At 53.3% G+C, this 20746-nt stretch carries 19 protein-coding genes and 2 pseudogenes; 12 read left to right on the forward strand and 9 right to left on the reverse strand.

What is annotated here, in order from left to right; translation table 11 throughout:
- The first annotated feature begins 379 nt into the window (after positions 1–379).
- A complete protein-coding gene (locus tag DWV57_RS00655; protein ID WP_120019626.1) occupies positions 380–757 on the forward strand; it encodes a desulfoferrodoxin family protein in 378 nt (125 codons plus the stop codon).
- A gap of 72 nt (positions 758–829) precedes the next feature.
- On the opposite strand, the gene DWV57_RS00660 is transcribed toward DWV57_RS00655, so the two are convergent.
- The 3 genes from DWV57_RS00660 to yedE are packed head-to-tail and all read right to left on the reverse strand — an operon-like array spanning position 830 to position 2419.
- Positions 830–1066, reverse strand: a complete 237-nt coding sequence (locus DWV57_RS00660) for a DUF3343 domain-containing protein (protein ID WP_097778274.1) — start codon at positions 1064–1066, stop codon at positions 830–832.
- 9 nt (positions 1067–1075) lie between these two features.
- Positions 1076–1297: a sulfurtransferase TusA family protein gene (locus DWV57_RS00665; RefSeq protein ID WP_097778273.1), complete on the reverse strand. Its 222-nt coding sequence runs from the start codon at positions 1295–1297 to the stop codon at positions 1076–1078.
- A gap of 21 nt (positions 1298–1318) precedes the next feature.
- Positions 1319–2419 carry a YedE family putative selenium transporter gene (yedE, locus tag DWV57_RS00670; protein ID WP_120019627.1) on the reverse strand — a complete coding sequence of 367 codons (1101 nt, stop codon included), beginning with the start codon at positions 2417–2419 and terminating at the stop codon, positions 1319–1321.
- A 166-nt stretch (positions 2420–2585) separates the two neighbouring features.
- Here yedE and DWV57_RS00675 point away from each other — a divergent pair, with 166 nt between their 5' ends.
- Positions 2586–3482 (forward strand): selenium metabolism-associated LysR family transcriptional regulator, encoded by an 897-nt coding sequence (locus tag DWV57_RS00675; protein ID WP_120019628.1) that lies wholly within the window; start codon positions 2586–2588, stop codon positions 3480–3482.
- Positions 3483–3673: 191 nt separating this feature from the next.
- Here DWV57_RS00675 and DWV57_RS00680 read toward each other — a convergent pair whose 3' ends face one another.
- Together DWV57_RS00680 and DWV57_RS00685 are read right to left on the reverse strand one after the other, a co-directional pair.
- Complete coding sequence (locus tag DWV57_RS00680) at positions 3674–4327, reverse strand: NAD(P)H-hydrate epimerase (protein WP_120019629.1); 654 nt, start codon at positions 4325–4327, stop codon at positions 3674–3676.
- Between the two features lie 23 nt (positions 4328–4350).
- The gene (locus tag DWV57_RS00685) at positions 4351–5481 is read right to left on the reverse strand and encodes an SLC13 family permease (protein ID WP_120019915.1); all 1131 of its coding nucleotides are present in this window, start codon (positions 5479–5481) and stop codon (positions 4351–4353) included.
- A 612-nt stretch (positions 5482–6093) separates the two neighbouring features.
- On the opposite strand from DWV57_RS00685, the gene DWV57_RS14975 reads away from it, so the two are divergent.
- The 4 genes and pseudogenes from DWV57_RS14975 to DWV57_RS00705 all read left to right on the forward strand — a co-directional run bounded on the left by DWV57_RS14975 (position 6094) and on the right by DWV57_RS00705 (position 10142).
- On the forward strand, positions 6094–6630 hold the full coding sequence (locus DWV57_RS14975; RefSeq protein ID WP_347562365.1) for a DUF6551 family protein: 537 nt from the start codon (positions 6094–6096) through the stop codon (positions 6628–6630).
- Between the two features lie 471 nt (positions 6631–7101).
- Positions 7102–7257, forward strand: a pseudogene (locus DWV57_RS14725) (CAT RNA binding domain-containing protein); the annotation flags it as partial.
- A gap of 203 nt (positions 7258–7460) precedes the next feature.
- Positions 7461–7949: a PRD domain-containing protein gene (locus DWV57_RS00700; protein ID WP_120019631.1), complete on the forward strand. Its 489-nt coding sequence runs from the start codon at positions 7461–7463 to the stop codon at positions 7947–7949.
- A 93-nt stretch (positions 7950–8042) separates the two neighbouring features.
- Positions 8043–10142, forward strand: coding sequence for a PTS transporter subunit IIABC (locus DWV57_RS00705; RefSeq protein WP_120019632.1), 2100 nt, complete (start codon positions 8043–8045; stop codon positions 10140–10142).
- 540 nt (positions 10143–10682) lie between these two features.
- Here the strand turns inward: DWV57_RS00705 and DWV57_RS00710 are convergent.
- Together DWV57_RS00710 and DWV57_RS00715 are read right to left on the reverse strand one after the other, a co-directional pair.
- Entirely contained in the window at positions 10683–11144 is a 462-nt protein-coding gene (locus tag DWV57_RS00710) for a threonine/serine exporter family protein (RefSeq protein WP_097778267.1), read from the reverse strand.
- Positions 11141–11911 carry a threonine/serine exporter family protein gene (locus tag DWV57_RS00715; RefSeq protein ID WP_097778266.1) on the reverse strand — a complete coding sequence of 257 codons (771 nt, stop codon included), beginning with the start codon at positions 11909–11911 and terminating at the stop codon, positions 11141–11143. Before DWV57_RS00715 ends, DWV57_RS00710 begins: the two co-directional genes overlap by 4 nt.
- A 425-nt stretch (positions 11912–12336) precedes the next feature.
- Here DWV57_RS00715 and DWV57_RS00720 point away from each other — a divergent pair, with 425 nt between their 5' ends.
- Positions 12337–12807, forward strand: a complete 471-nt coding sequence (locus tag DWV57_RS00720) for an Hsp20/alpha crystallin family protein (protein WP_120019633.1) — start codon at positions 12337–12339, stop codon at positions 12805–12807.
- A gap of 110 nt (positions 12808–12917) precedes the next feature.
- On the opposite strand, the gene DWV57_RS00725 is transcribed toward DWV57_RS00720, so the two are convergent.
- Positions 12918–13046, reverse strand: a complete 129-nt coding sequence (locus DWV57_RS00725) for an oxaloacetate decarboxylase (protein WP_097782029.1) — start codon at positions 13044–13046, stop codon at positions 12918–12920.
- Positions 13047–13059: 13 nt separating this feature from the next.
- Positions 13060–14190 carry a sodium ion-translocating decarboxylase subunit beta gene (locus DWV57_RS00730; RefSeq protein ID WP_005939727.1) on the reverse strand — a complete coding sequence of 377 codons (1131 nt, stop codon included), beginning with the start codon at positions 14188–14190 and terminating at the stop codon, positions 13060–13062.
- Positions 14191–14452: 262 nt separating this feature from the next.
- On the opposite strand from DWV57_RS00730, the pseudogene DWV57_RS14730 reads away from it, so the two are divergent.
- From DWV57_RS14730 to DWV57_RS00755, 5 genes and pseudogenes are all read left to right on the forward strand, one after another.
- Positions 14453–14617 (forward strand): annotated as a pseudogene (locus DWV57_RS14730) (relaxase); the annotation flags it as partial.
- A 194-nt stretch (positions 14618–14811) separates the two neighbouring features.
- Entirely contained in the window at positions 14812–17658 is a 2847-nt protein-coding gene (locus DWV57_RS00740; RefSeq protein WP_120019634.1) for a transporter substrate-binding domain-containing protein, read from the forward strand.
- 416 nt (positions 17659–18074) lie between these two features.
- Positions 18075–19580: a DNA methylase gene (locus DWV57_RS00745; RefSeq protein ID WP_120019635.1), complete on the forward strand. Its 1506-nt coding sequence runs from the start codon at positions 18075–18077 to the stop codon at positions 19578–19580.
- The gene (locus tag DWV57_RS00750) at positions 19561–20058 is read left to right on the forward strand and encodes a hypothetical protein (protein WP_120019636.1); all 498 of its coding nucleotides are present in this window, start codon (positions 19561–19563) and stop codon (positions 20056–20058) included. The genes DWV57_RS00745 and DWV57_RS00750 overlap by 20 nt, the downstream gene beginning before the upstream one ends.
- A gap of 210 nt (positions 20059–20268) precedes the next feature.
- Positions 20269–20745, forward strand: a complete 477-nt coding sequence (locus DWV57_RS00755; protein WP_120019637.1) for a peptide-methionine (S)-S-oxide reductase — start codon at positions 20269–20271, stop codon at positions 20743–20745.
- Position 20746: the final 1 nt, after the last annotated feature.

Below are 20746 nucleotides of genomic sequence, written 5' to 3' on the forward strand. Positions count from 1 at the left end.
TCCGCCGGGGGATATTTATTGCGTCTGTGCCTTTTCCTGCAGGTGGTAGTATGATATACTTGTAACGATAAATCGGAAGTTGCAGGGGATAACAGAGATGAAAAATAGGATAATCGGTGTTATATTTTTAATTGTCTTTGTGTCAATCAACCTTTGGGCCATTTTGACAAAGAACTATTCCAATTCATTTCTGGCAGGAATTGCGGGGATGTGTCTTGTTACCGCAATTCTTTATCTCCGAAAAGGAAAAAAGTGATCCAATTCCTGCGTGTCTGACAAAATAATCCTTCCTTCTGTGATCCAATCACGGAAATTAAAGCTGAGAATTGTTATCATATAGACACAAGAAACACAAAACATTCTCAGGGAGGATTTCGATATGAGTGCAAAGTTTTACATCTGTGACCACTGTGGTAACCTCATCACCACGCTCCACGATGCAGGCGTTCCGATGCTCTGCTGCGGTGAAAAACTGCGGGAGCTGATTCCCAACACTGTAGAAGCCAGCGGCGAAAAGCATCTGCCGGTGGTCGAGCGCTCCGGCAGCACCCTGACCGTCACGGTGGGCGCGGTGGAGCACCCGATGGTGGATGTCCACCATATCCAGTGGCTCTATGTGGAAACGGCGCAGGGCGGCCACATCCGTTATCTCCATCCGGGCGAGGCACCCAGAGCGGCTTTTGAGCTGGGCGACGAGACACCGGTGGCGGTCTATGCCTACTGCAATCTGCATGGCCTGTGGACGACAAAACTCTGATAAAACAATAAGTCCCCTCCGCGCAGATACCCGGAAAGCGAGATCCGGGTCTGCACGGAGGGGACGATTTTGTTATAGCAGAACTTCTTTGGTCTGTTCGATTTCAACAGGGCACTCTGCAAGCAGGCCGGAATGCTGCCGGTACGCATCCGGTTCCATCCGCCATGCGATCCCGCAGCCAGCAGAAAGTTCCCGCGGAACAGGGATCAGCCTGCCGGGAATCCCGTTCTGTTTGCAAAAGGCTTCCAGTTCCATGACCGCAGAAGTAGTGTAGAATGTCAAAACCTGATAGGGCTTTTTTGCTCTCATACGCTGCCGTTATGCCTGAAAGGTGATCTCAAAACAGCCATCTGCCCGCGTGGTCGTCTGACCGTCCTTGTGTTCATATTCCAGCATTTTTTCAATGTTTTTGCGGGTGTGCGCTTCATCACCGAGAACGCGGATCATCTCGCCCGGATGCTCTTCCATCGCATCCATCGTCAGCAACACCGGTTCAGGGCAGGAAAGGCCGCGAACGTCCACTTCAACAAATTTAGCCATTGTGCTTTCTCCTTTTTCAGATCACTTTGCCGCTTTTTTACGGCGCAGGTTGGTTGCTGCAATCACAAACAACAGTACAATGCAAACGATGACTGCAATTTTGCCGGGCATGGCCGGGCCGCCGGGAACAGCGGCATCGGTCGCTGTGGCAGCTTTGGCGGCGCTGCCGACCAGATTAAAATTGTGTGCAAAAGCGGCACCCAGAAGCATACCGAGGAACGTTACCGCGCTGTCGGAGGAACCCTGCCCTGCAAGGATCAGCTGACGCAGCGGGCAGCCACCGGCCAATACCGCTGCAAAACCGACAACGTACATGCCAAGGATGTTCCACAGATGCTGCGAATGTGCAATGGGCTGGCCGGAGAAGCTCAGATGGAAATTGCCGGTGGCAATGTTATAAATGGTCATGACCGCAAACAGCGCGGCAATAATGCTGAGCAGGTCGAAATTCTTCATCAGGATCACATCGCGGATGCTTCCGGCAAAGCACATACGGCTTTTCTGTGCGAGGGCACCGATGACCAACGCGACCATCAGTGCCAGCAGCAGCGGAGCGTGCTTGCTGCCGGGGCCTTCCGTGCTTGCCGCATAAGCACCCGTTGCCACACCAATCACCAGCAGAGCAGCCAGCAGAACCGGCAGCACCGCACCGCTGAGCGACTTGGTTTCATAGGCTCTTCCCAGAGAAAAGCCTTTTTTCAAGAAGCAGGAGCCAGTGGCGACACCGCCAGCAAAGCCGATGAGCGCCACATACGCATTCAGGTCACCGGCAGACATCCGTAGCACCATGCGCAGCGGGCAGCCCAGAAAGACCAGTGCACCGATCATCATAACGGCACCCAGCAGAAAACGCACCATCGGCGCAGAACCGGCGGTAGAGCGATACTCTTTGGTTGCCATGGAAATCAGGAACGAGCCGCAGACAAAGCCGACGATCTCAGGGCGGAAATACTGAACGGGTGCAGCGGTGTGCAGTTTGAGCGCGCCTGCCGCGTCGCGGATGAAACAGGCCACGCAGATTGCCATGTTGGCCGGGTTGCCAGACATGGCCAGAAGCATGACCAGAAGTCCGATGACCACACCGGACAAGGCCAGCTTCCATGTTTTGTCGAATAATTTCATGATTGCCTCCTTTTTTAGCGGGTGAACTTTACCAGTTCAGTATAACACACACGATTTTTCAGGTGAAATTGATTTTATTGATAATCCGTATGTACTTATTGATATAATCAATGAACTGGATTATAATAGAAGAAAAAAGCCTTTTCAGCACAAAAAGGAGCGCAGCATGGATATCCGCCAACTGGAAGCCTTTGTGTATACCGTAAAATACCAGAGTTTTTCCCTTGCGGCTCAAAAGCTTTATCTTTCGCAGCCGACCGTCAGTTCGCATATCAACAATCTGGAAAAAGAACTTCATACGCAGCTTTTGAAGCGAACGACCAAGAGTTTGTCGGTCACGCCCGCAGGGCAGACCCTTTACAACTACGCAGCCGAGATCCTGAATCTCCAGCAGAAAGCGATTCTGGAACTTTCCGATAAAAATCAGAAGCTGCTGCACATCGGTGTTTCCTCCGTTCCGTCCCTCTATCTTCTGCCGGAACTGCTGTCGGCGTACCATCAGGAAATGCCGGATGTCCGCTTCCGTACCAGCTGCTCGGACAGTCTGGATGTCATTCGGAAAGTAACAGATGGAACCTGCGATATCGGGCTGGTCGGCACGAAAATTTCGGATACACCCTGCCGCTTTCTGCCGGTCACTTCGGATGAACTTGTGATCGCGGCCCCGGCTACACCGCATTTTCAGGCCTGTCTGGAATTGAAAGATCCGGTTTCCATGCTGCTAAAAGAACCATTTCTCCTGCGGGAGGATACTTCGGGGACAAAACAGGAAACGCTCTATTATCTGAAAAACCGGGGGCTTTCGCTGGACGATCTGAATGTGACCGCTGTGATGGATGATGCCGCTTCGCTGATCCGCTGCATCACACTGGGGATGGGCATCTCCATCCTTTCCCGTGCAACGGTTCAGAACGATGCACAGCTTGGAAAGCTGTTGATCATTCCTCTGGAACAGTCGGCTTTCTTGCGGAAACTCTATATCGTGTATTCTTCCACACAGTTTATGTCGGAACCGACGGCGCACTTTTTTGCGTTTATGAAGCAGTTCTATGCCATTTCCTGAAAAAGGAACCGATGGCTCCCGGCCTGTGGATGACAAAACTCTGATAAAACGAAACGTCCCTTCCGCGCAGATACCCGGAACGTGAGATCCAGGCCTGCACGGAGGGGACGTGCGTTGTTTCAGAGCTGTCACAGGCATTTGCCGCAGCCGTGCCACGGATTCCAGATATCGTGCAGGATGACCACCTCCCATTAAAACACCGGGTGCCACTCGTCTCGGATGCCGATGTCGTCACAGACGATTTTGCCGCAGAGCGGTGCGGACGATACTGCCGTGTGCAGCGGCTTGTAACTGTCAAAGGTGACGGTCAGGTCGGCACGGACGGCACCTTCGGCCACCTCGCCGGTGTCGGTGTTGATGCCGCTGGGCAGGTCTACTGCCAGAACAAACGCGCCGTTTTCGTGTTGACAATTCATCAGCGCACAGGCGGCAAGGCCGGAAGGACGCAGACTGCCATGGAATCCGGTGCCGTAAAGGGCATCCACAGCAGCATCAAAGCGCTGGGTTTCCAGTACGGAACCGTCGGCGCAGATGTGCACTGGCAGGGAGTGCAGACGCTCAAAGTTGCGGATGGCGTCAGCGGTTTTCGGCTCGCCCTCGGCCAGAAAAACAGTCACGCTCCAGCCATCTTTTGCGGCGGCGCGGGCAATCACGAACCCATCGCCGCCGTTGTTGCCCTTTCCGCAGACCACCAGCAGCCTGCTGGGATGCGGGAACTGCCTTTTCAGTTCGGCGTAGGCTGCAAGCCCGGCGTTCTCCATCATCTGCAGATAGGGCAGGCCGTGGGAATTTCCGGCCTGTTCGATGGCCTTCATCTGTGCAGCCGTGACAATACGATGCTTCATTTCGGAACCTCCACGTTTCGGTCTTATCGCCCGATGATCCTCCATTCAGCCAGCAGGATCACCAGAAAAATCAGGTTGGACAGGGTGAACAGCTTGAAGTAGCGGCCTTTTTCCTCCGGCAGCTCCCGCGCGATCTGGCGGTAGGAAATCAGGCTGGCCATGGACGCGATCAGGGTGCCAAGGCCGCCGAGATTCGTGCCGATGATAAGCGCGGCGGTTTCATCCGTGAACCCGGACAGGAGCAGGGCAGCGGGAACATTGCTGGTGACCTGCGAAGCCAGAACTGCCACCAGCACTTCCCGCCCGGCGAGGATGGCTTGCAGCCAGCCCGAAAAGGCCGGGATGCGCCCCAGATTGCCGATGAAAACGAAGAATGCCACAAAGGTCAGCAGCAGGGAGTAATCCACATTGCGGAGAGTGGAGCGGTCAGCGCAGAGGGTACAGACCAGCACAGCGGCAAAGGCAACGCCGTAGGGCAATACCCGGACGACCGCCAGCAGACAGACCGCAAACAGCATCGCATCCAGCAGGATGATTTTCCGGTCTGCGGTGATGTTCTGCTGCTCCGGGAAGATACCGATGCTGGCGGATGCCTGTTTGCGGCAGACCATGACCGCCCAGCCCACCAGAAGCAGCAGCGAAACGACCGTGTAGGGGAACATGAGCAGGAGGAACTCCGCCATGCGCATTCCGCTTTTGCCGTAGAGGTAGAGGTTCTGTGGGTTGCCGATGGGCGTGAGCATACTGCCAAGGTTGGCCGCGATGGTCTGCATGCACACCACCGGGATGGTCAGCGCCCGGCGGGTGTCCGGCGCAAGGCCGCTCAGAACTACAAAGGTAAAGGGGACGAAGGTCAGCAGGGAAACATCGTTGGTGATGACCATGCTCCCGAAAAAGCACAGCCCGACCAGAACGAGCACCAGCTGCAAGGCGCTGCCGGTCCGTGCCAACAGCGCCCGGCCCATCCGGTCAAAAACGCCCTGCCGCCGCAGTCCGGCCATGATGGTCATTAGGGAAAATAGAATAGCGAGCGTGCGCAGGTCGATGTAACCGAGGTAGTCTGCATCCGGCGGCACAAAGAACATGGAGAGCACGGCCAGTACGGCGGCGACCGAAAGAACGGTCTCCTGTTTGAGAAATCGATTTAACTTCATTTGAAATTCCATAGCATCCGCTTTCTTTCAAGAATAATCGATACATCCTTTAGTATAGTAGATGTGGAACAAAATGCAAGTTTTTTGCAGCGGTGAGTGATAGAACAGCGCAATTCAAAAAGTTGGATGTTTCATTGAAAATCTGTCAATAAATAATTTGTTGACACTCTTTTTGCGCTGTGATATCTTGACATCAGGGGACTATTAGAAAGTGGCAATTTTAAATTATGCTATCCTATAAGTGTAATATCTCGATTGCGTTATGAAGTCGAGCGGAAAATGCACCTTTGACAATTAACAGAAAGACGAATTTTCTCGTCTTACTTAGGAGTTGAGTCTGATGAATGGACTCAACTCCTCTTTTTTGTCTGTTGTATCCCAGAACTTGGACTAAGAGGGTGGGGGACTTGGACTACAAGTCCATAAACTTTTCTGCGAAAGTACGATACAATTATGTCACGGAAACGGACCGGGCCCGAGAGAAAACGGAAACCGGAACCGACGAACCTTGAAAATTGAATATGCAGCTTCAGGTACTTCCAGACAATGATACTTTCGTAATTCGCGGCCCGGTCATAAAGAAGACGGGGTGGCCGAGAGGCCAATGGAGTGGTGCAAATCCAACGCCTGATTGTTTCCCTTTCTCAGGGGTGCCGGGGGCAAATTAAGAGAGACCATACAAAACCTTTTCCAAACGCCGTTCAGGGGGAACCCGGACGGCGTTTTTTATGTATCAGCGAAAAGGAGTATGATCCGAAGGTCAGCTTTCGGGATGGCCGCTATTACGTCTTTGATGGGCAGAACACGGTGGAGGCACGCCGGGCCTGCAACGGCGGCAAGGATCTGCCCATTCGTTGCAAGGTTTTCCTCGGTCTGAGCAAGGAGGACGAAGCAACGCTCTTTGCGCTGCAGACCGGCATTTTCACCTGCCTGACGGCGGGCGAACGTCTGCGTGCCAATCTGGTGGCAAGAAACCCGGATGCGATCCATTTTGTGAGAGCCACCGTAGATACCGGTGTGGAGTTTGCCTATGACGGCATCCGGGCGTCCTGGAAGATCTACCGCATCGAAACAGCATATTCGCAGTATGCCAGTGCAACGAAATGCGCGGAACAGGTCGTTGAGGAAGAAGAAAACGCAGTTAAATGAAAACAGGGTGTGCCAAGCAGGTGGTTGCAACGAGAAACAATGAAAAGAATTTTTGTGAAGGTGATGAGTTACGAGATGGAGCACAGCTTTCTCCGCAATGATCTCGATGGAAAACAACTGCACAGATAAAGCAAAAAAGGAATGTTCTTACTTGTCAATTTGCTGTAGAAAATCACCTGAGTTTGGGCAAAATTGATAAAGTGAAAAAGAAACCCGTTCCCATCTTGACACTCCGCAAAGAATATGGTATTGTAATCAAGCATAGAATAAATTTCCATTCAAGTGCTTAATTTGTTCGTGCCTTACAAAAAAGAAAATTGTACGTGAGCAGCGTCGTTGGATTGTTACCGTTTGGCGGGCTAGACCAACTCTGCATAGCACAAGCCGAAAGCGTGTTTCAGCCTTCGGTATGTTTGCTGTGTCGAGGATGGTCTTTTTTTATTGCCTTTTTCAACTTGAGGAGGAGAAACAATGCAATATACCGTCAAAAAACCGATCAACAACAACATCCTGCGGGTGGTGGACCCCACCGGCTGCGAGCTGATCGTCACCGGGCGCGGGCTGGGCTTTGGCGCAAAGCCGGGGTACAAGCTGGACGCCGGAAAGGTGGAGCGCAGCTACCGCATGACCAGCCCTGCCGTGCAGCAGAAGCTGGTGGAGCTGCTGGAACAGATCCCCTATGAGCATCTGCTGCTCACCGACGAGCTGGTGGAGATGATCCGCAGCCGGGTGAATTACCCGCTGAACGAGAGCATGCTCATCACGCTGGCCGACCATATCAGTTTGCCATCCAGCGCAGTGAGCAGGGCATCCGCTTCTCCAACCCGCTCATGGCACCGATCCGGGAGTTCTATCCGCAGGAGTACCGTCTTGGCATGGACTGTCTGGCGATCATCCGCCAGCGCTGCCGGGCAGATCTCTCGGATGACGAGGGCGGCTTCATCGCCCTGCACATCGTCAATGCGGAGCTCAACACCACCATGAGCGTGGTGAACGATGTCACCCGCTTTGTGGACGGCTGCGTGCAGGTGGTGGAATACTTTTACGACTGCCATTTTGACCGGGATGCGCTGGATTTCAGCCGCTTTACAGTGCATTTGCGCTTTTTTGCGCAACGTGTATTTCAAGGAAAACAGGAGCAGGAAAACGATACCCACGACGAAGTGTTCCGCGCCCTGATCGCCCGCAATTGCAGCGAACACTACAAATGCGCCTGCTGCATTGCGGAATATGTCCGCAACACATGGCACAAGGAGCTTTCGGACGAGGAACTGGTGTTCCTTACGATCCATCTGAAACGGATTCGGATGGGGAAATAAGCCGCCCGCCTGCCGTACCTTTGATTCTCCGCAGGCCACGCCTGCGTGTGAATATATTTGTTGGATACGAATTTGGAAAAAGGAGAATTGAAGATGAAAGACAAGATCTTTGGCGTGCTGCAGCGTGTCGGACGCAGCTTTATGCTGCCCATTGCACTGCTGCCCGTGGCGGGCCTGCTGCTGGGCATCGGCAGCTCGTTCACCAACGAGACGATGCTGGCGGCTTATGGCCTGAACAGCGTCATCCACCCCGGTACCCTGATCTACACCATTCTGGACGTGATGAGCCAGACCGGCAGCGCCGTGTTCAACAACCTGGCCCTGCTGTTCGCCATGGGCGTGGCCATCGGCATGGCCCGCAAGGAAAAAGAGGTAGCCGCTCTGTCCGGTGCGGTGGCCTATATCATTATGAATACAGCCATTCAGGCCATGATCAATGCGGCAGGCGGCGTAGAAGCGATGCCTGCCAACTCCACCACCACCATGCTGGGCATCACCACCCTGCAGATGGGCGTGTTCGGCGGTATCGTGGTCGGTCTGGGCGTGGCAGCCCTGCACAACCGGTTCTATAAGATCGAGCTGCCGCAGGTGCTGGCCTTCTTCGGCGGCACCCGCTTTGTGCCCATCATCAGTTCCATCGTGTATCTGGTGGTCGGCATCGCCATGTTCTACATCTGGCCGGTGGTGCAGAATGGCATTGCTGCGCTGGGCGCACTGGTGCTGGCTTCCGGCTACGCAGGCACCTTTATCTACGGCCTGCTGGAGCGCGCACTGATCCCCTTCGGCCTGCACCATGTGTTCTATATGCCGTTCTGGCAGACCGCTGTGGGCGGCACCGCCATCATCGACGGTGTGACCGTGACCGGCGCCCAGAACATCTTCTTTGCAGAGCTGGCCTCCAAGTCCACCACGGTGTTCTCGGTCAGCGCTACCCGCTTCATGGCCGGTAAGTTCCCCTTTATGATGTTCGGTCTGCCCGGCGCGGCGCTGGCGATGTACCAGTGCGCCAAGCCGGAAAAGAAAAAGGCGGCAGGCGGCCTGCTGCTTTCCGCAGCCCTGACCGCCTTCCTCACCGGCATCACCGAGCCGCTGGAGTTCACCTTTATCTTTGTAGCACTGCCCATGTACGCCGTGCACTGCGTGCTGGCGGGCCTGTCCTTCATGCTGATGCACATTCTGAATGTGGGCGTGGGCATGACCTTCTCCGGCGGTCTGATCGATCTGGTGCTGTTCGGCGCGATGCAGGGCAACGCCAAGACCCACTGGATCTGGGTAGTCGTTGTGGGTGCGGTGTATTTTGTGCTGTACTACCTGATCTTCCGCTTCATGATCTCCAAGTTCAACTACAAGACCCCGGGCCGCGATGATGCCGAGGAAGTCAAGCTGTACACCCGTGCGGACGTGAACGCCCGCAGCGCCGCTTCCGGCAGCACCGCTCCCGCAGGGGATGATCCGGTCAGCGCCCTGATCGTAGAAGGTCTGGGCGGTGCCGACAACCTGTCCGACGTGGACTGCTGCGCCACCCGCCTGCGCTGCACCGTCAAGGATGTTGCGCTGGTCAAACAGGATGTGCTCAAGGCCTCCGGTGCCTCCGGCGTGATCTGCAAGGGCGACGGTGTGCAGGTGGTATACGGCCCCAAGGTGGCCGTCATCAAGGCAAAGCTGGAAGATTATCTGGAAAATGCACCTAAGACCCCGGCGGCGACCGCAACACCCGCCCCGGCGGCCCCCGCAGCAAAGGATACCGTGCTGTCTGCCTGCCTGAACGGCACTGTAGTGCCGCTGGCCGAGGTGAAGGACGAAGCCTTTGCCAGCGGTGCACTGGGGGATGGCATTGCCATTGAGCCCACCGATGGTGAACTGGTGGCACCTGCTGACGGTGAGATCTCCTCCACCTTTGAGACCCACCATGCCGTGGGCATGACCACTGTTGACGGCGCGGAGTTGCTGATGCACATCGGCATCGATACGGTCAAGCTGGGTGGCAAGCACTTCACCTACCTCGTCAACGAGGGCGACAAGGTAAAGAAAGGCCAGCCGTTGATCCGCTTTGAACTGGAAGCCATTAAGGCCGAAGGCTATCCCGTGACTACGCCGCTCATTGTCTGCAATACTGATGACTATGCCGCTGTCGTGGCTAAAGCCAGTGGCACCGTAAAGCAGGGCGATGCGCTGCTGGAACTGAAGCACTAAGCATTTCTCCCAAACTGTAAGGCAGGGTTGTTATAAAAGGGGGGCTGTTGCAAAAAAGCCCCAACAAAAAAATGAGATAGACTTCCCCAAAAGGGGTTGCCTATCTCATTTTTTTAGGATGAAGAAAACCACATGAGGGAGGAACGAAAAATGGATCACAGCGCACAGGATGCCCTGCCGCCTACATCAGCGGCTATTGATGCAATCACAGTTGGCGTTATAGGATCCGTTCCCGATTGACAATTTGGCTTTTGCACGAAAAAATACGGTGATTTGTATAAAAAAGATTCCATGGATTTAAAAAAGTATGATTCTTTTGCGGACTTTGGCACTCTGCTATGGACGCTGCTGATAAACGGCGCGGTATAGAACAGTGGCGTGCTCGGGAGAAGGCAAAAAAAGGAGAGCTGAAAGGCTCCCCGGAAAGCCCTTCAGAATGAGCGTCAAAAGCGATTTTATCAAAATGTTATAACAATATTGCCCCTGTCAGCTGTGTGGGATGAAACCAAAGCTGACAGGGGCATTTTTCAATGTGGAAGATCACTGCTTTCCCGAAGAACGGATTGCAAGTGCGTGCAGCTTCCGGCTCAAATCGGCCAGACACCATGCGATTGCCATACCGCCGGCAATTCCAAGAGCGGCCAGAAAGGTCTGCTCTCCGAAATGCCCTGCAGCAGACAAATCATTGGAGACGACTGCGTTCATGCAGTAGTAGAGGGTGCTTCCGGGAATGAGAGGAATGGCAGCGGTGATGAAGAAAGGCGTAGAGGGTGCATTGCAGCATCGGGCAAGAATTTCGGCATACAGAGCGGTACAGAAACCGGCCAACAGATTGGCAAGAAAGACGCTGCGCAGGGTGTTGGCGGCAAGAAGATAAGCCAGCCATGCCAGAAGTCCGCCTACACCGGCGGCGGGTAAGTAGCGCCGGTTCAGATTGAAGATCAGTCCAAAACCGACCGAACCAAGGGCAGCACTGAGCAACTGCGAAAAAACCTGTATCATGCGGAAATCCCTCCCATCAACCAGATGGCGGCCATTATGCCGAGTGCAAGGGTGGCGGCCATCAGAATGGCTTCCACCAGCCGAAGAGAGCCGGAAATAATGTCCCCAAGTAGGATGTCCCGGATGGAATTTGTCAGCATGATGCCGGGAATCAGCAGCATGATGATGCCAATCAGAACTTTATCGGCATGAAACTGCATCCCAAAGCGGCAGAGCAGCAGAGTGGAGACACCGCTGAGAAAGGATGCTATAAACTGAAATTCTACGCCATTCATACAAAAAGGCGAGAGATAGCGCTCCATCCAGCAAATCAGAACGGCAATACCGCCGGCCAGCAGGCCGTCCCAGAGATTTCCACCAAAGAAAATGGCAAAACTGGAAGCAGCCAACACACTGCCGGTAAGATGCAGTCTTGGGTCCGGATGCTGTGCCAGAATGTCATTCAGCTGGCGCTGAAACTCTTCTATGGAAGGAGGTGCTGTGCAGATACGGCGGCTGAGCGCATTGAGCTTTTCCAATGTCAGCAGGTCATTGCTGGCAGCGTGACGCAGGCGGCGGGTCTCGGTCTGCGGCGGCAGCGAGGGCATGGTAAGCGTGACCACGATGCTGGATGTGATCACGAATACATTCACATCTTCTGCCCCATAGGCGATTGCGATCCGGTTCAAAGTGTCCTCAACGCGGAATACTTCTGCGCCACTGTTTTGTAAAGCTTCGCCCATTCGGACCAGAATGTGGAGAAAATGACTGATCTCGGCCTCTTCCACAGTATCACTCTCTTTTCATCTCGGTTTCCACATTATTATAGCGGGTGGACCGGCAGAACGCAAGACGCTGCAAGGACAGAGAGACTTTTTGACAACTGCATTGTTTACGCGGGCAATGGATCGCCTGGTTCTGAAGAAACGGTTTGCATCCGTTCTGTCACAGCGAAAGACTACGATTGGAGAAGAAAAAATTGAATCCAGTGCAAACGATTTTGCCGAGAATTGCATGAAATATTATAAAAGTATTATTCTTTTATGAATTTTAGCACTCTGCTATTGACACTGCTAATAAACGGTGCTATAACAGTGGCGTGCTCAGGAGAAAGGGGCATGAGGGAACCGCAAGGCTCCCGGGAAGACTCCGCTCCTGATGCACGATCTTGATTTTATGCCCGACCCGAACGCCGGGATTGGAGGGTTGTTTTATGTTTATGCCTGCTGTTTTCCATGAAAATCTGTTCGATGATTTCTTTGATCCGTTCTGGAACGACGGTGCGCTGGAGCGTGCAATGAATCGTGAAGAGCGTGAAACTTTCGGCAAGCGCGGCGCAAACATGATGAAAACCGATGTGAAGCAGACCGCCGATGGCAACTATGATGTGGCTGTTGACCTGCCCGGCTGCAAGAAGGAAGACGTTCAGATGGAGTTGAGCGACGGCTACCTGACCATTCAGGCCGTCCGCAGCCACTCCAATGACGAGAAGGACAACGATGGCCGTTATCTGCGCCGTGAGACCTTCTCCGGTACCTGTGCCCGCAGCTTCTATGTGGGTGATGCCGTGAAGAAGGAGGACATCCACGCAAAGTTCGAGGATGGCGTCCTGCACATCGTGCTGCCCGCACCGCAGCAGCAGAAGGCTCTGCCTGCGAATCCCAATCTCATTGAAATCGAATAACGTTTGTGCACCGGTGTGAGGAACACCGGCGCATAAAACCAACCCCCGGAGAACCGTAAAAAGCTCTTCGGGGGTTTTTGTATTCTGACATCTCTACTTGATGGGATGAATTATTTCCGACTTGTCAGCCGGTTGAGCAGCATCACAGCCAGGACAATGACACCAATGACGAGAAGAATGCCGACCATGCCGATGAGCATCATGGGCAGGGTGGTCATCCACGAAGAAAGATGAAGCATAAGTGTACCTCCGTTAAGCCATCAGGGTCAGAATCAGGCCGCCTGCAATGACGGATGCGATCTGCCCCGAAACGTTGACGCTGATGGAGTACATCAGCAGGAAATTCTGGTTATCTTCTTCCAATCCCATCTTGTTGACCACACGGCCGCTCATGGGGAAAGCGGAGATGCCGGCTGCACCGATCATCGGGTTCAGTTTTTTGCCTTCGGGCAGGAACAGGTTCAGCAGCTTTGCAAACAGCACGCCGCCTGCGGTATCAAAAACGAAGGCTACCAGACCCAGTGCAAGGATGAGCAGGGTATCGGGCCGGACAAACTTGTCAGCGGTCATCTGTCCGGCCACGGTCAGGCCCAGCACGATGGTGATGAGGTTTGCCAGCACATTCTGCGCGGTTTCGCTGAGGGCATTCAGTACGCCGCACTCCCGCAGCAGGTTGCCGAACATCAGAAAACCAACTAGAGCTACGCTGGCAGGAGCTACCATACCGGCAATGATGGTTACCACAATGGGGAACAGGATCTTCGTCAGCTGGCTGACATTGCCCTTTTCATAGGGCATCCGGATGCGGCGGTCCTTCTGGGTGGTCAGCAGTTTAATGACCGGCGGCTGCACGATGGGCACCAGAGCCATGTAACTGTACGCTGCCACCATGATGGCACCAAGGTACTGGGAGTTGAGGGTGTTGGCTACAAAAATGGCGGTGGGACCGTCCGCTGCACCAATGACAGCGATGGAAGCAGCATCCTTCAAATCAAAGAAGAAGCCTGCCAGAAACAGGGTGAAGAAAATACCAAACTGCGCTGCGGCACCAAAGAGCATGAGCCACGGCTTTTCCAGCAGGGGGCCAAAGTCGATCATAGCACCAATGCCGATGAAAAGCAGCAGGGGAAACAGCTCGTTGGACATGCCTGCTTCAAACAGGGCGGAAATGGGGCCTACGGTATCGCCCTGCGTGATGGCACCGGACAGCGGCAGATTGACCAGAATGGCACCGAAGCCCATGGGCAGCAGCAGGCTCGGCTCCATCTTTTTGGCGATGGCAAGGTAGATGAGCAATGCACCAATGCCCCACATCACCACCATCTGCCAAGTCAGGTTTCCAAAATTGGAAAACAGACTTGCGAATGTGTTCAGAAAGTTCATAGTTTTCTTGCCTCCTATTGTGCTCCGGTGCGGTGACAAGAAAAAAGAGACTCCCGCCACAGCACCTTGTCTGTGACAAAAGTCTCAAGCGAACACATGACATCGGGCATTTCTGCCGTGATGACGCTGCCATGCAGCAGTCTCCCGAAGAATAAGCCGGAACACTGCCCTTTACTCCCTTTTATCAGATGTATTAAAACAGAATATGGGAAAACTGTCAAGAAAAATACAGAAATCTTTTCTGTATCTTATAAGGGTCTTTCCGCTGTGGTTCACGCAAGCTGATTACAGCAAGGCCTTTCTGGAAGCTCACCGGGAGGCAATCACCCTGCACAAGGCGGCGAAAGCTGCCTTTGACGAAGCCGGGCTGCAAAAACTGCCGAAGGTCAAGGAGTTGGATGCAGAGTTCGCAGAACTTCTGACCAAATAGTGTTCACAAGCATAAACTCTTGAAATGCTTCTGTCATAATGTTACAATACATGCTAGATACGTTGGTATATATACTGTTCAAAAAGCTGCTGACAACAGGATGCGATCAAGGCTGCAATGAACTTCTCGAAACCTGTGCAATGAAAATAAAACGGAATGAGACCGTCTGGGGCGGAGAAAGATTGGATGAAATGAAAAACTCTGGAATGAGCGAAACCATGCGCTCCCTGACACGGAAAAGCGTCTGTGCGCTGCTGAGTCTGCTGCTGTTGCTGTCAGCCGTGCTCCCTGTGAAGGCTGTCGCAGAAACCGCCCCAATAAAGATCATCCGCGTCGGCTCGTTTGAGGACACCTTCAACTATTGCAACGAGAAGGGCACAAGAAAGGGCTACGGCTACGAATTACTGCAGACCTTATCCGGCTATACAGGCTGGCAGTTCGAATATGTGACCTGCGACTGGTCAGACTGCTTCGAAAAGCTCAAAAACGGCGAAATCGACATCATGGGCGGTATTTCCTATACGGAGGATCGCGCTGAGGAAATGCTGTTTTCGGACGAGCCGATGGGGGAAGAAAAATATTACCTCTACGTCGATCTTTCGCGTGCAGACATCTCCGCCTCCAACTTCAAAACGCTGAACGGCAAAAAGGTCGGTGTTCTGATGGGAACGGAACCGGAAGTGATGCTGACCGAATGGGAGGAAAAATACGGCCTGAAAACGCAGCACGTCAACATCTCCAACAACGAGGATGTGAAGCAAAAGCTGGCAAACCACGAGATCGACTGCTTTGTTTCGCTGGAAGAATCCTTATGGGCAGAGCTTGGCATCTCGACCATAACCCGCGTGGGAAAATCCAGCATCTACTATGTGCTCAACAAAGACCGTTCTGATCTCAAGGAAGAACTGGACAATGCGATGCGCGCGTTGGACGAAGCGGCTCCTTTTTATACGGCGGATCTGTGTAAAAAGTATTTCTCGCTGGATTATAAGCCCATCCTTACGGGAGAGGAAAAGGCGTGGCTCAGAAAGCACGGTGCGATCCGAATGGGCTTTCTGACGAGTGATCGCGGCGTCAGCACCTATGACCCTGCCACCGGGGAGATTACCGGGACAATCACGGATTATATTCAGTTTGCCAGAGATTGTCTGGGAAATCAGGAACTGGAATTCCAGTTGGTCGGCTATGACAACAAGGAAGCAGAACTGGATGCGCTGAAATCAGGCGAGATCGACATGGTCTTCCATTTCGACCAGAGTCCCAATCTGGCGGAAGAATATCGCGTTGCCTGCACCAACACAACGTGGACCTCCAATATGATGGCGGTCACGAACAAACAGCTCTTTATCGAAAACGAAGTGAACCGCGTTGCCGTTCCCCAAAACAAGATTTCCCTAACAAGGTACATTGCGTTTTATTATCCGCAGTGGAAAATCGTGGACTGCGATACACAGGAGGATGCGATAAAACTGGTCAAGGACGGACAGGCAGACTGTTTTGTCACAGGGGTCATCAGTGAGGAAAATTACAGTAAGAAATACGGCTTTTACAGCGTTCCGCTGACTAACCCTGCCAATTCCTGCTTTGCGGTCAATAGCGGAAACCGCAGCCTGCTGTCCATCCTGAACAAAACAATCAAGGCAATGCCAGCCAATATGCTTACCAGCTCTCTGGCGATGTATAAGAGCTCCTCGCGGAAGGTTACCCTGATCGATTTTATAAAGGATAACTTCTTTATGGTTCTGCTGGTCAGCAGCATTGCGGTTGCAGTTGTTCTGCTCACGATTTTGAAGCTGCTCCAGAAGGCGCGTAAAGCCGAAGCTGCTGCAAGAAAAGCCGCAAACGATACGCAGGAACTGAATGCAAAATTGCAGGTCGCTGTGGAAAACGCGGAGAGTGCGAACCGCGCCAAATCCACCTTCCTGTTCAATATGTCGCATGATATCCGCACGCCCATGAACGCCATTATCGGCTATGCAGACCTTGCCTCCCGGCATCTGGACGACCCTGCAAAGCTGGAAAAATACATGGAGAACATTCAGGTGTGCGGACAGAGCCTGCTGATGCTGCTGAATAATGTTCTGGATCTTGCCCGGATCGAGAATGACAAGACGGAGATGGAGTATTCTGTTTCGGATGTCGATAAGGATTTCCGTAATTGCGTTGCGATGTTCCAGAATCAGGCAGACAGCAAGGGGCAGACGCTTACGGTGACAGCACATCTGCTGTATCCGTATGTCTATGCGGATATTCCGCACCTGACCGAGGTCTGTACAAACCTTGTCAGCAACGCGGTCAAATACACGGGAGCCGGCGGCACGATCCACTGCGATGTCACGCAGAAGCCCGGCAAAAAAGAGGGCTGGTGCGATATGGTGGTCACGGTTGCCGATAACGGCATCGGAATGTCGCAGGAGTTCCAGAAGCATATCTTTGAACCCTTTGAACGGGAACGCACTTCCACCGTCAGCAAGGTGGAGGGCAGCGGCATCGGAATGGGCATTGTGAAAAAACTGGTTGAGCTGATGAGCGGCACCGTGGAAGTGGAGAGCAAGATCGGTGTTGGTTCCAAGTTTACTGTGACCATTCCCTGCCGCATTGCGTCCGGGGATGAAACACAGGCGAAACGAGAAACAAACCCTTCGGATCAAAAGTGCCTGTGCGGTACAAGGATCCTGCTGACCGAGGACAACGACCTCAATGCGGAGATCGCCGTCGAATTGCTGCGGGAAGAGGGCTGCACGGTAGACCGCGCCAAAGACGGCGTGGAATGTGTGGATATGCTGGAAAAGGCTGCGAACGGAACGTATCAGATGATCCTTATGGATATCCAGATGCCTGTGATGAACGGCTACGATGCGGCAAAGAAGATACGGAGGATGGATGACCCCCAAAAGGCGGGCATCCCTATCATCGCCATGACGGCAAATGCTTTTTCCGAAGATAAACAGGCAGCATTGGATGTCGGAATGAACGATCATATCGCAAAGCCGATCAATATGAATATCCTTGTGCCGACCATCCAGAAATACCTTTGATGCGGACAGAAAGTTTTGCATAAGAACCTCCGCAGGCCGTAATGCACCCGCTAAACGAATACCGCCGAGGAACTTTTCCGGTTGGAAGATGTCCTCAGCGGTATTTTCAGTTTATATATGTGGCACAGGCAGATGGAAAGCTCTGCGGCTATTGCAGAGAGGATTTCTGCAACACCGAAAACGGACGGATGATCGTGGAGCTGTATCTGGGCAAACAGGGACATCACATTTTGAGGAATCTTGTATTAAACAGGGCAGCAGCCCTTAAAAAGAGTGACAGCGTTTCAGATTGAAATGCTTTCACTCTTTTTTGTTGTCTGAATCACAGATAAAATAGCCGCTTCATCTTGAAAACAGCGTAAAGATTTATTATAATAAGATAAATGGTTGTGTCTTATACAAAGGAGGGCTGAAGTATGGCAGCGCCGCGCACCTATCTGGCAATCGACCTGAAAAGCTTCTATGCCTCGGTGGAGTGCGTAGACCGCCATCTGGACCCCCTGACCACCAATCTCGTGGTGGCAGACGCATCCCGCACCGAAAAGACCATCTGCCTTGCGGTGTCGCCCTCCTTAAAGGCATATAAGATACCCGGAAGAGCGCGGCTGTTTGAAGCTGTCCAGCGGGTGAAAGAGGTCAACGCCCAGCGGCTGCAGACTGCCATCCGGCAGAAAAAGGCAGTTCGGGGAGAGGATGGCAAGTACCACTTTGCCAGCACCTCTTTCGATGCCAACGCCCTGAACGCAGACCCGACGCTGGGGTTGAGCTACATCGTTGCACCGCCCCGGATGCAGCGGTATCTGGACGTGTCCACCCAAATCTACAAAACTTACCTCAAATATGTGTCCCCGGCAGACATCTACCCCTACTCCATCGACGAGGTTTTTATTGATGTGACGGGCTATCTGCCCTATTACCACATGAGTGCCCACGAGCTTGCCATGACCATGGTGCGGGAGGTGCTGTACAACACCGGCATCACCGCAACGGCAGGCATCGGCACCAACCTCTACCTTGCAAAGCTGGCCATGGACATCGTAGCCAAGCACATCCCGGCGGACAAGGATGGTGTCCGCATTGCGGAGCTGGACGAGCAGTCCTATCGGTATCTGCTGTGGAGCCACCGCCCCTTGACGGATTTCTGGATGACAGGTCCCGGCACAGTGAAAAAGCTGGAAGCACACGGCATTTATACGATGGGGGACTTGGCACGTTTTTCTATCCACGGAGAAGATCGACTGTATGAGATTTTCGGCGTAGATGCAGAGATCCTTATTGACCACGCATGGGGCTGCGAGCCCTGCGGCATAGAGCAAATCAAAAGCTACAAGCCCAGCACCAACAGCATCAGCGAGGGGCAGGTGCTGACCTGTCCCTACCCCAACGATAAGGCAAAGCTCATTGTCCGGGAAATGGCGGAAATCTTGATGTTCCGGCTCACCGAAAAAAAGCTGGTGACGGAATCCATCACCTTGGAAGTAGGCTATGACCGGGAGAACGTGGACAAGGGCGGCTATCGTGGTCTGACCCAGACCGACCGCTACGGCAGAGTTATCCCAAAGGCGGCACACGGCACTGTCCGGTTTGATGTCCCCACCAATCTGGGCAGCACCCTCATCAACGAAAGCGCAAAGCTGTTTGAGCGCATCACCGACCCGGCGCTGACAGTGCGGCGCATTACCATCAACGCCAATAAGGTCACGCCGGACGAGGGCATCTATCAGGTGGACTTTTTCACCGACACCAAGAAGCTGGAAAAGGAGAAAAAACTCCAGCAAGCCATGCTGGGCATCAAGAACAAGTACGGCAAAAACGCCGTGCTGAAAGCCAGCAGCTACGAGGAGGGTGCCACCATGCGCCAGCGCAATGCGCAGATCGGCGGTCACAGCGCAGGAGGTTCGGATGGAAAACTACAAAAATAGCAAAATTGGGCGGGAGACCGCCCAAAAGTACGGGGACATCATAGAGATGGAACGCCCTCGGACGGAAGAATCCCTTCGCAAGCACCCCCGCATGACCCTTCAGAACCGTGCCAAGATCTTCTCGCCCTTCTCTCCGCTGCGGGGCTATGACGAGCAGCTTGCCGCAGAAAAGCAGCGCACCGAGCGGGTACCCAAGCGCATTTTGACCGAGGAAGAAATGTCGGCTCTGTCCGATCGGCTGATGCAGGTTACCAAGGGCATGACCATTACGGTGCGGTACTTCAAGGAGGATACCGCCCACCCGGAGGTTCCGGCAGTGGGCAACTATATCACACTGACAGGAAAAGCAGACCGCATCGACCCGGTGTTCCGCACCCTACAGGTGGGCAATACCGTGGTGCCCTTTGAAAATCTGGTGAAACTCGGCGGGGAGGGTATCATGGACATTGATGCGTATCTGGGCATCGGAGAAGAATGAGATGAGAGAAAATGCTGAAAGGGATTTTTATGGGACAGCTCTTTCGGTAAAATGACCTCAGAAGAAGCAAAACGCACATAAAGCGGCCCCGGAGAGCTGCGATAAGCCCTCCGGGGCCATTTTTGTTTTCCGACATCTTTCCGACAGTGGGAAAGCGTGGTAGAATAGGAGCAAAGCTGATATATGATCAACAGGAGGGGGAAAATCAAGATGGAAACGGTCTATATCGCAGGCGGATGCCTTTGGGGCGTACAGCATTTTTTTGACACAGTGCCTGGTGTACAGATGACTGAAGCCGGCAGAGCCAACGGAACAACGAGTTCTCTGGATGGCCCATACGATGGATATGCAGAATGCGTAAAAGTGGTCTATGATGAGAAAAACACAAGCATTTCAGAACTGATGGCACACCTATTTGAGATCATCGACCCCTACAGCCTGAACAAACAGGGCGTGGACGTTGGAAAAAAGTACCGGACAGGGCTGTACAGTACAGATCCCAGACATCTGGAAGAAGCAAGAGCTTTTATAAACGGCCGAGAGGACCGGGACAAGATCATGCTGGAAGTGCTGCCGCTGACAAATTATGTCCGGAGCGCTGAGGAGCATCAGCACCATCTGGAACGGCACCCCGAAGACTGCAGTTACTGCCATATCCCGGATGCTGTCCTGAACAAATACAGATGAT

This window comes from Faecalibacterium sp. AF10-46 (assembly GCF_003604105.1).
GTDB classification, from domain to species: Bacteria; Bacillota; Clostridia; order Oscillospirales; family Ruminococcaceae; genus Faecalibacterium; species Faecalibacterium taiwanense.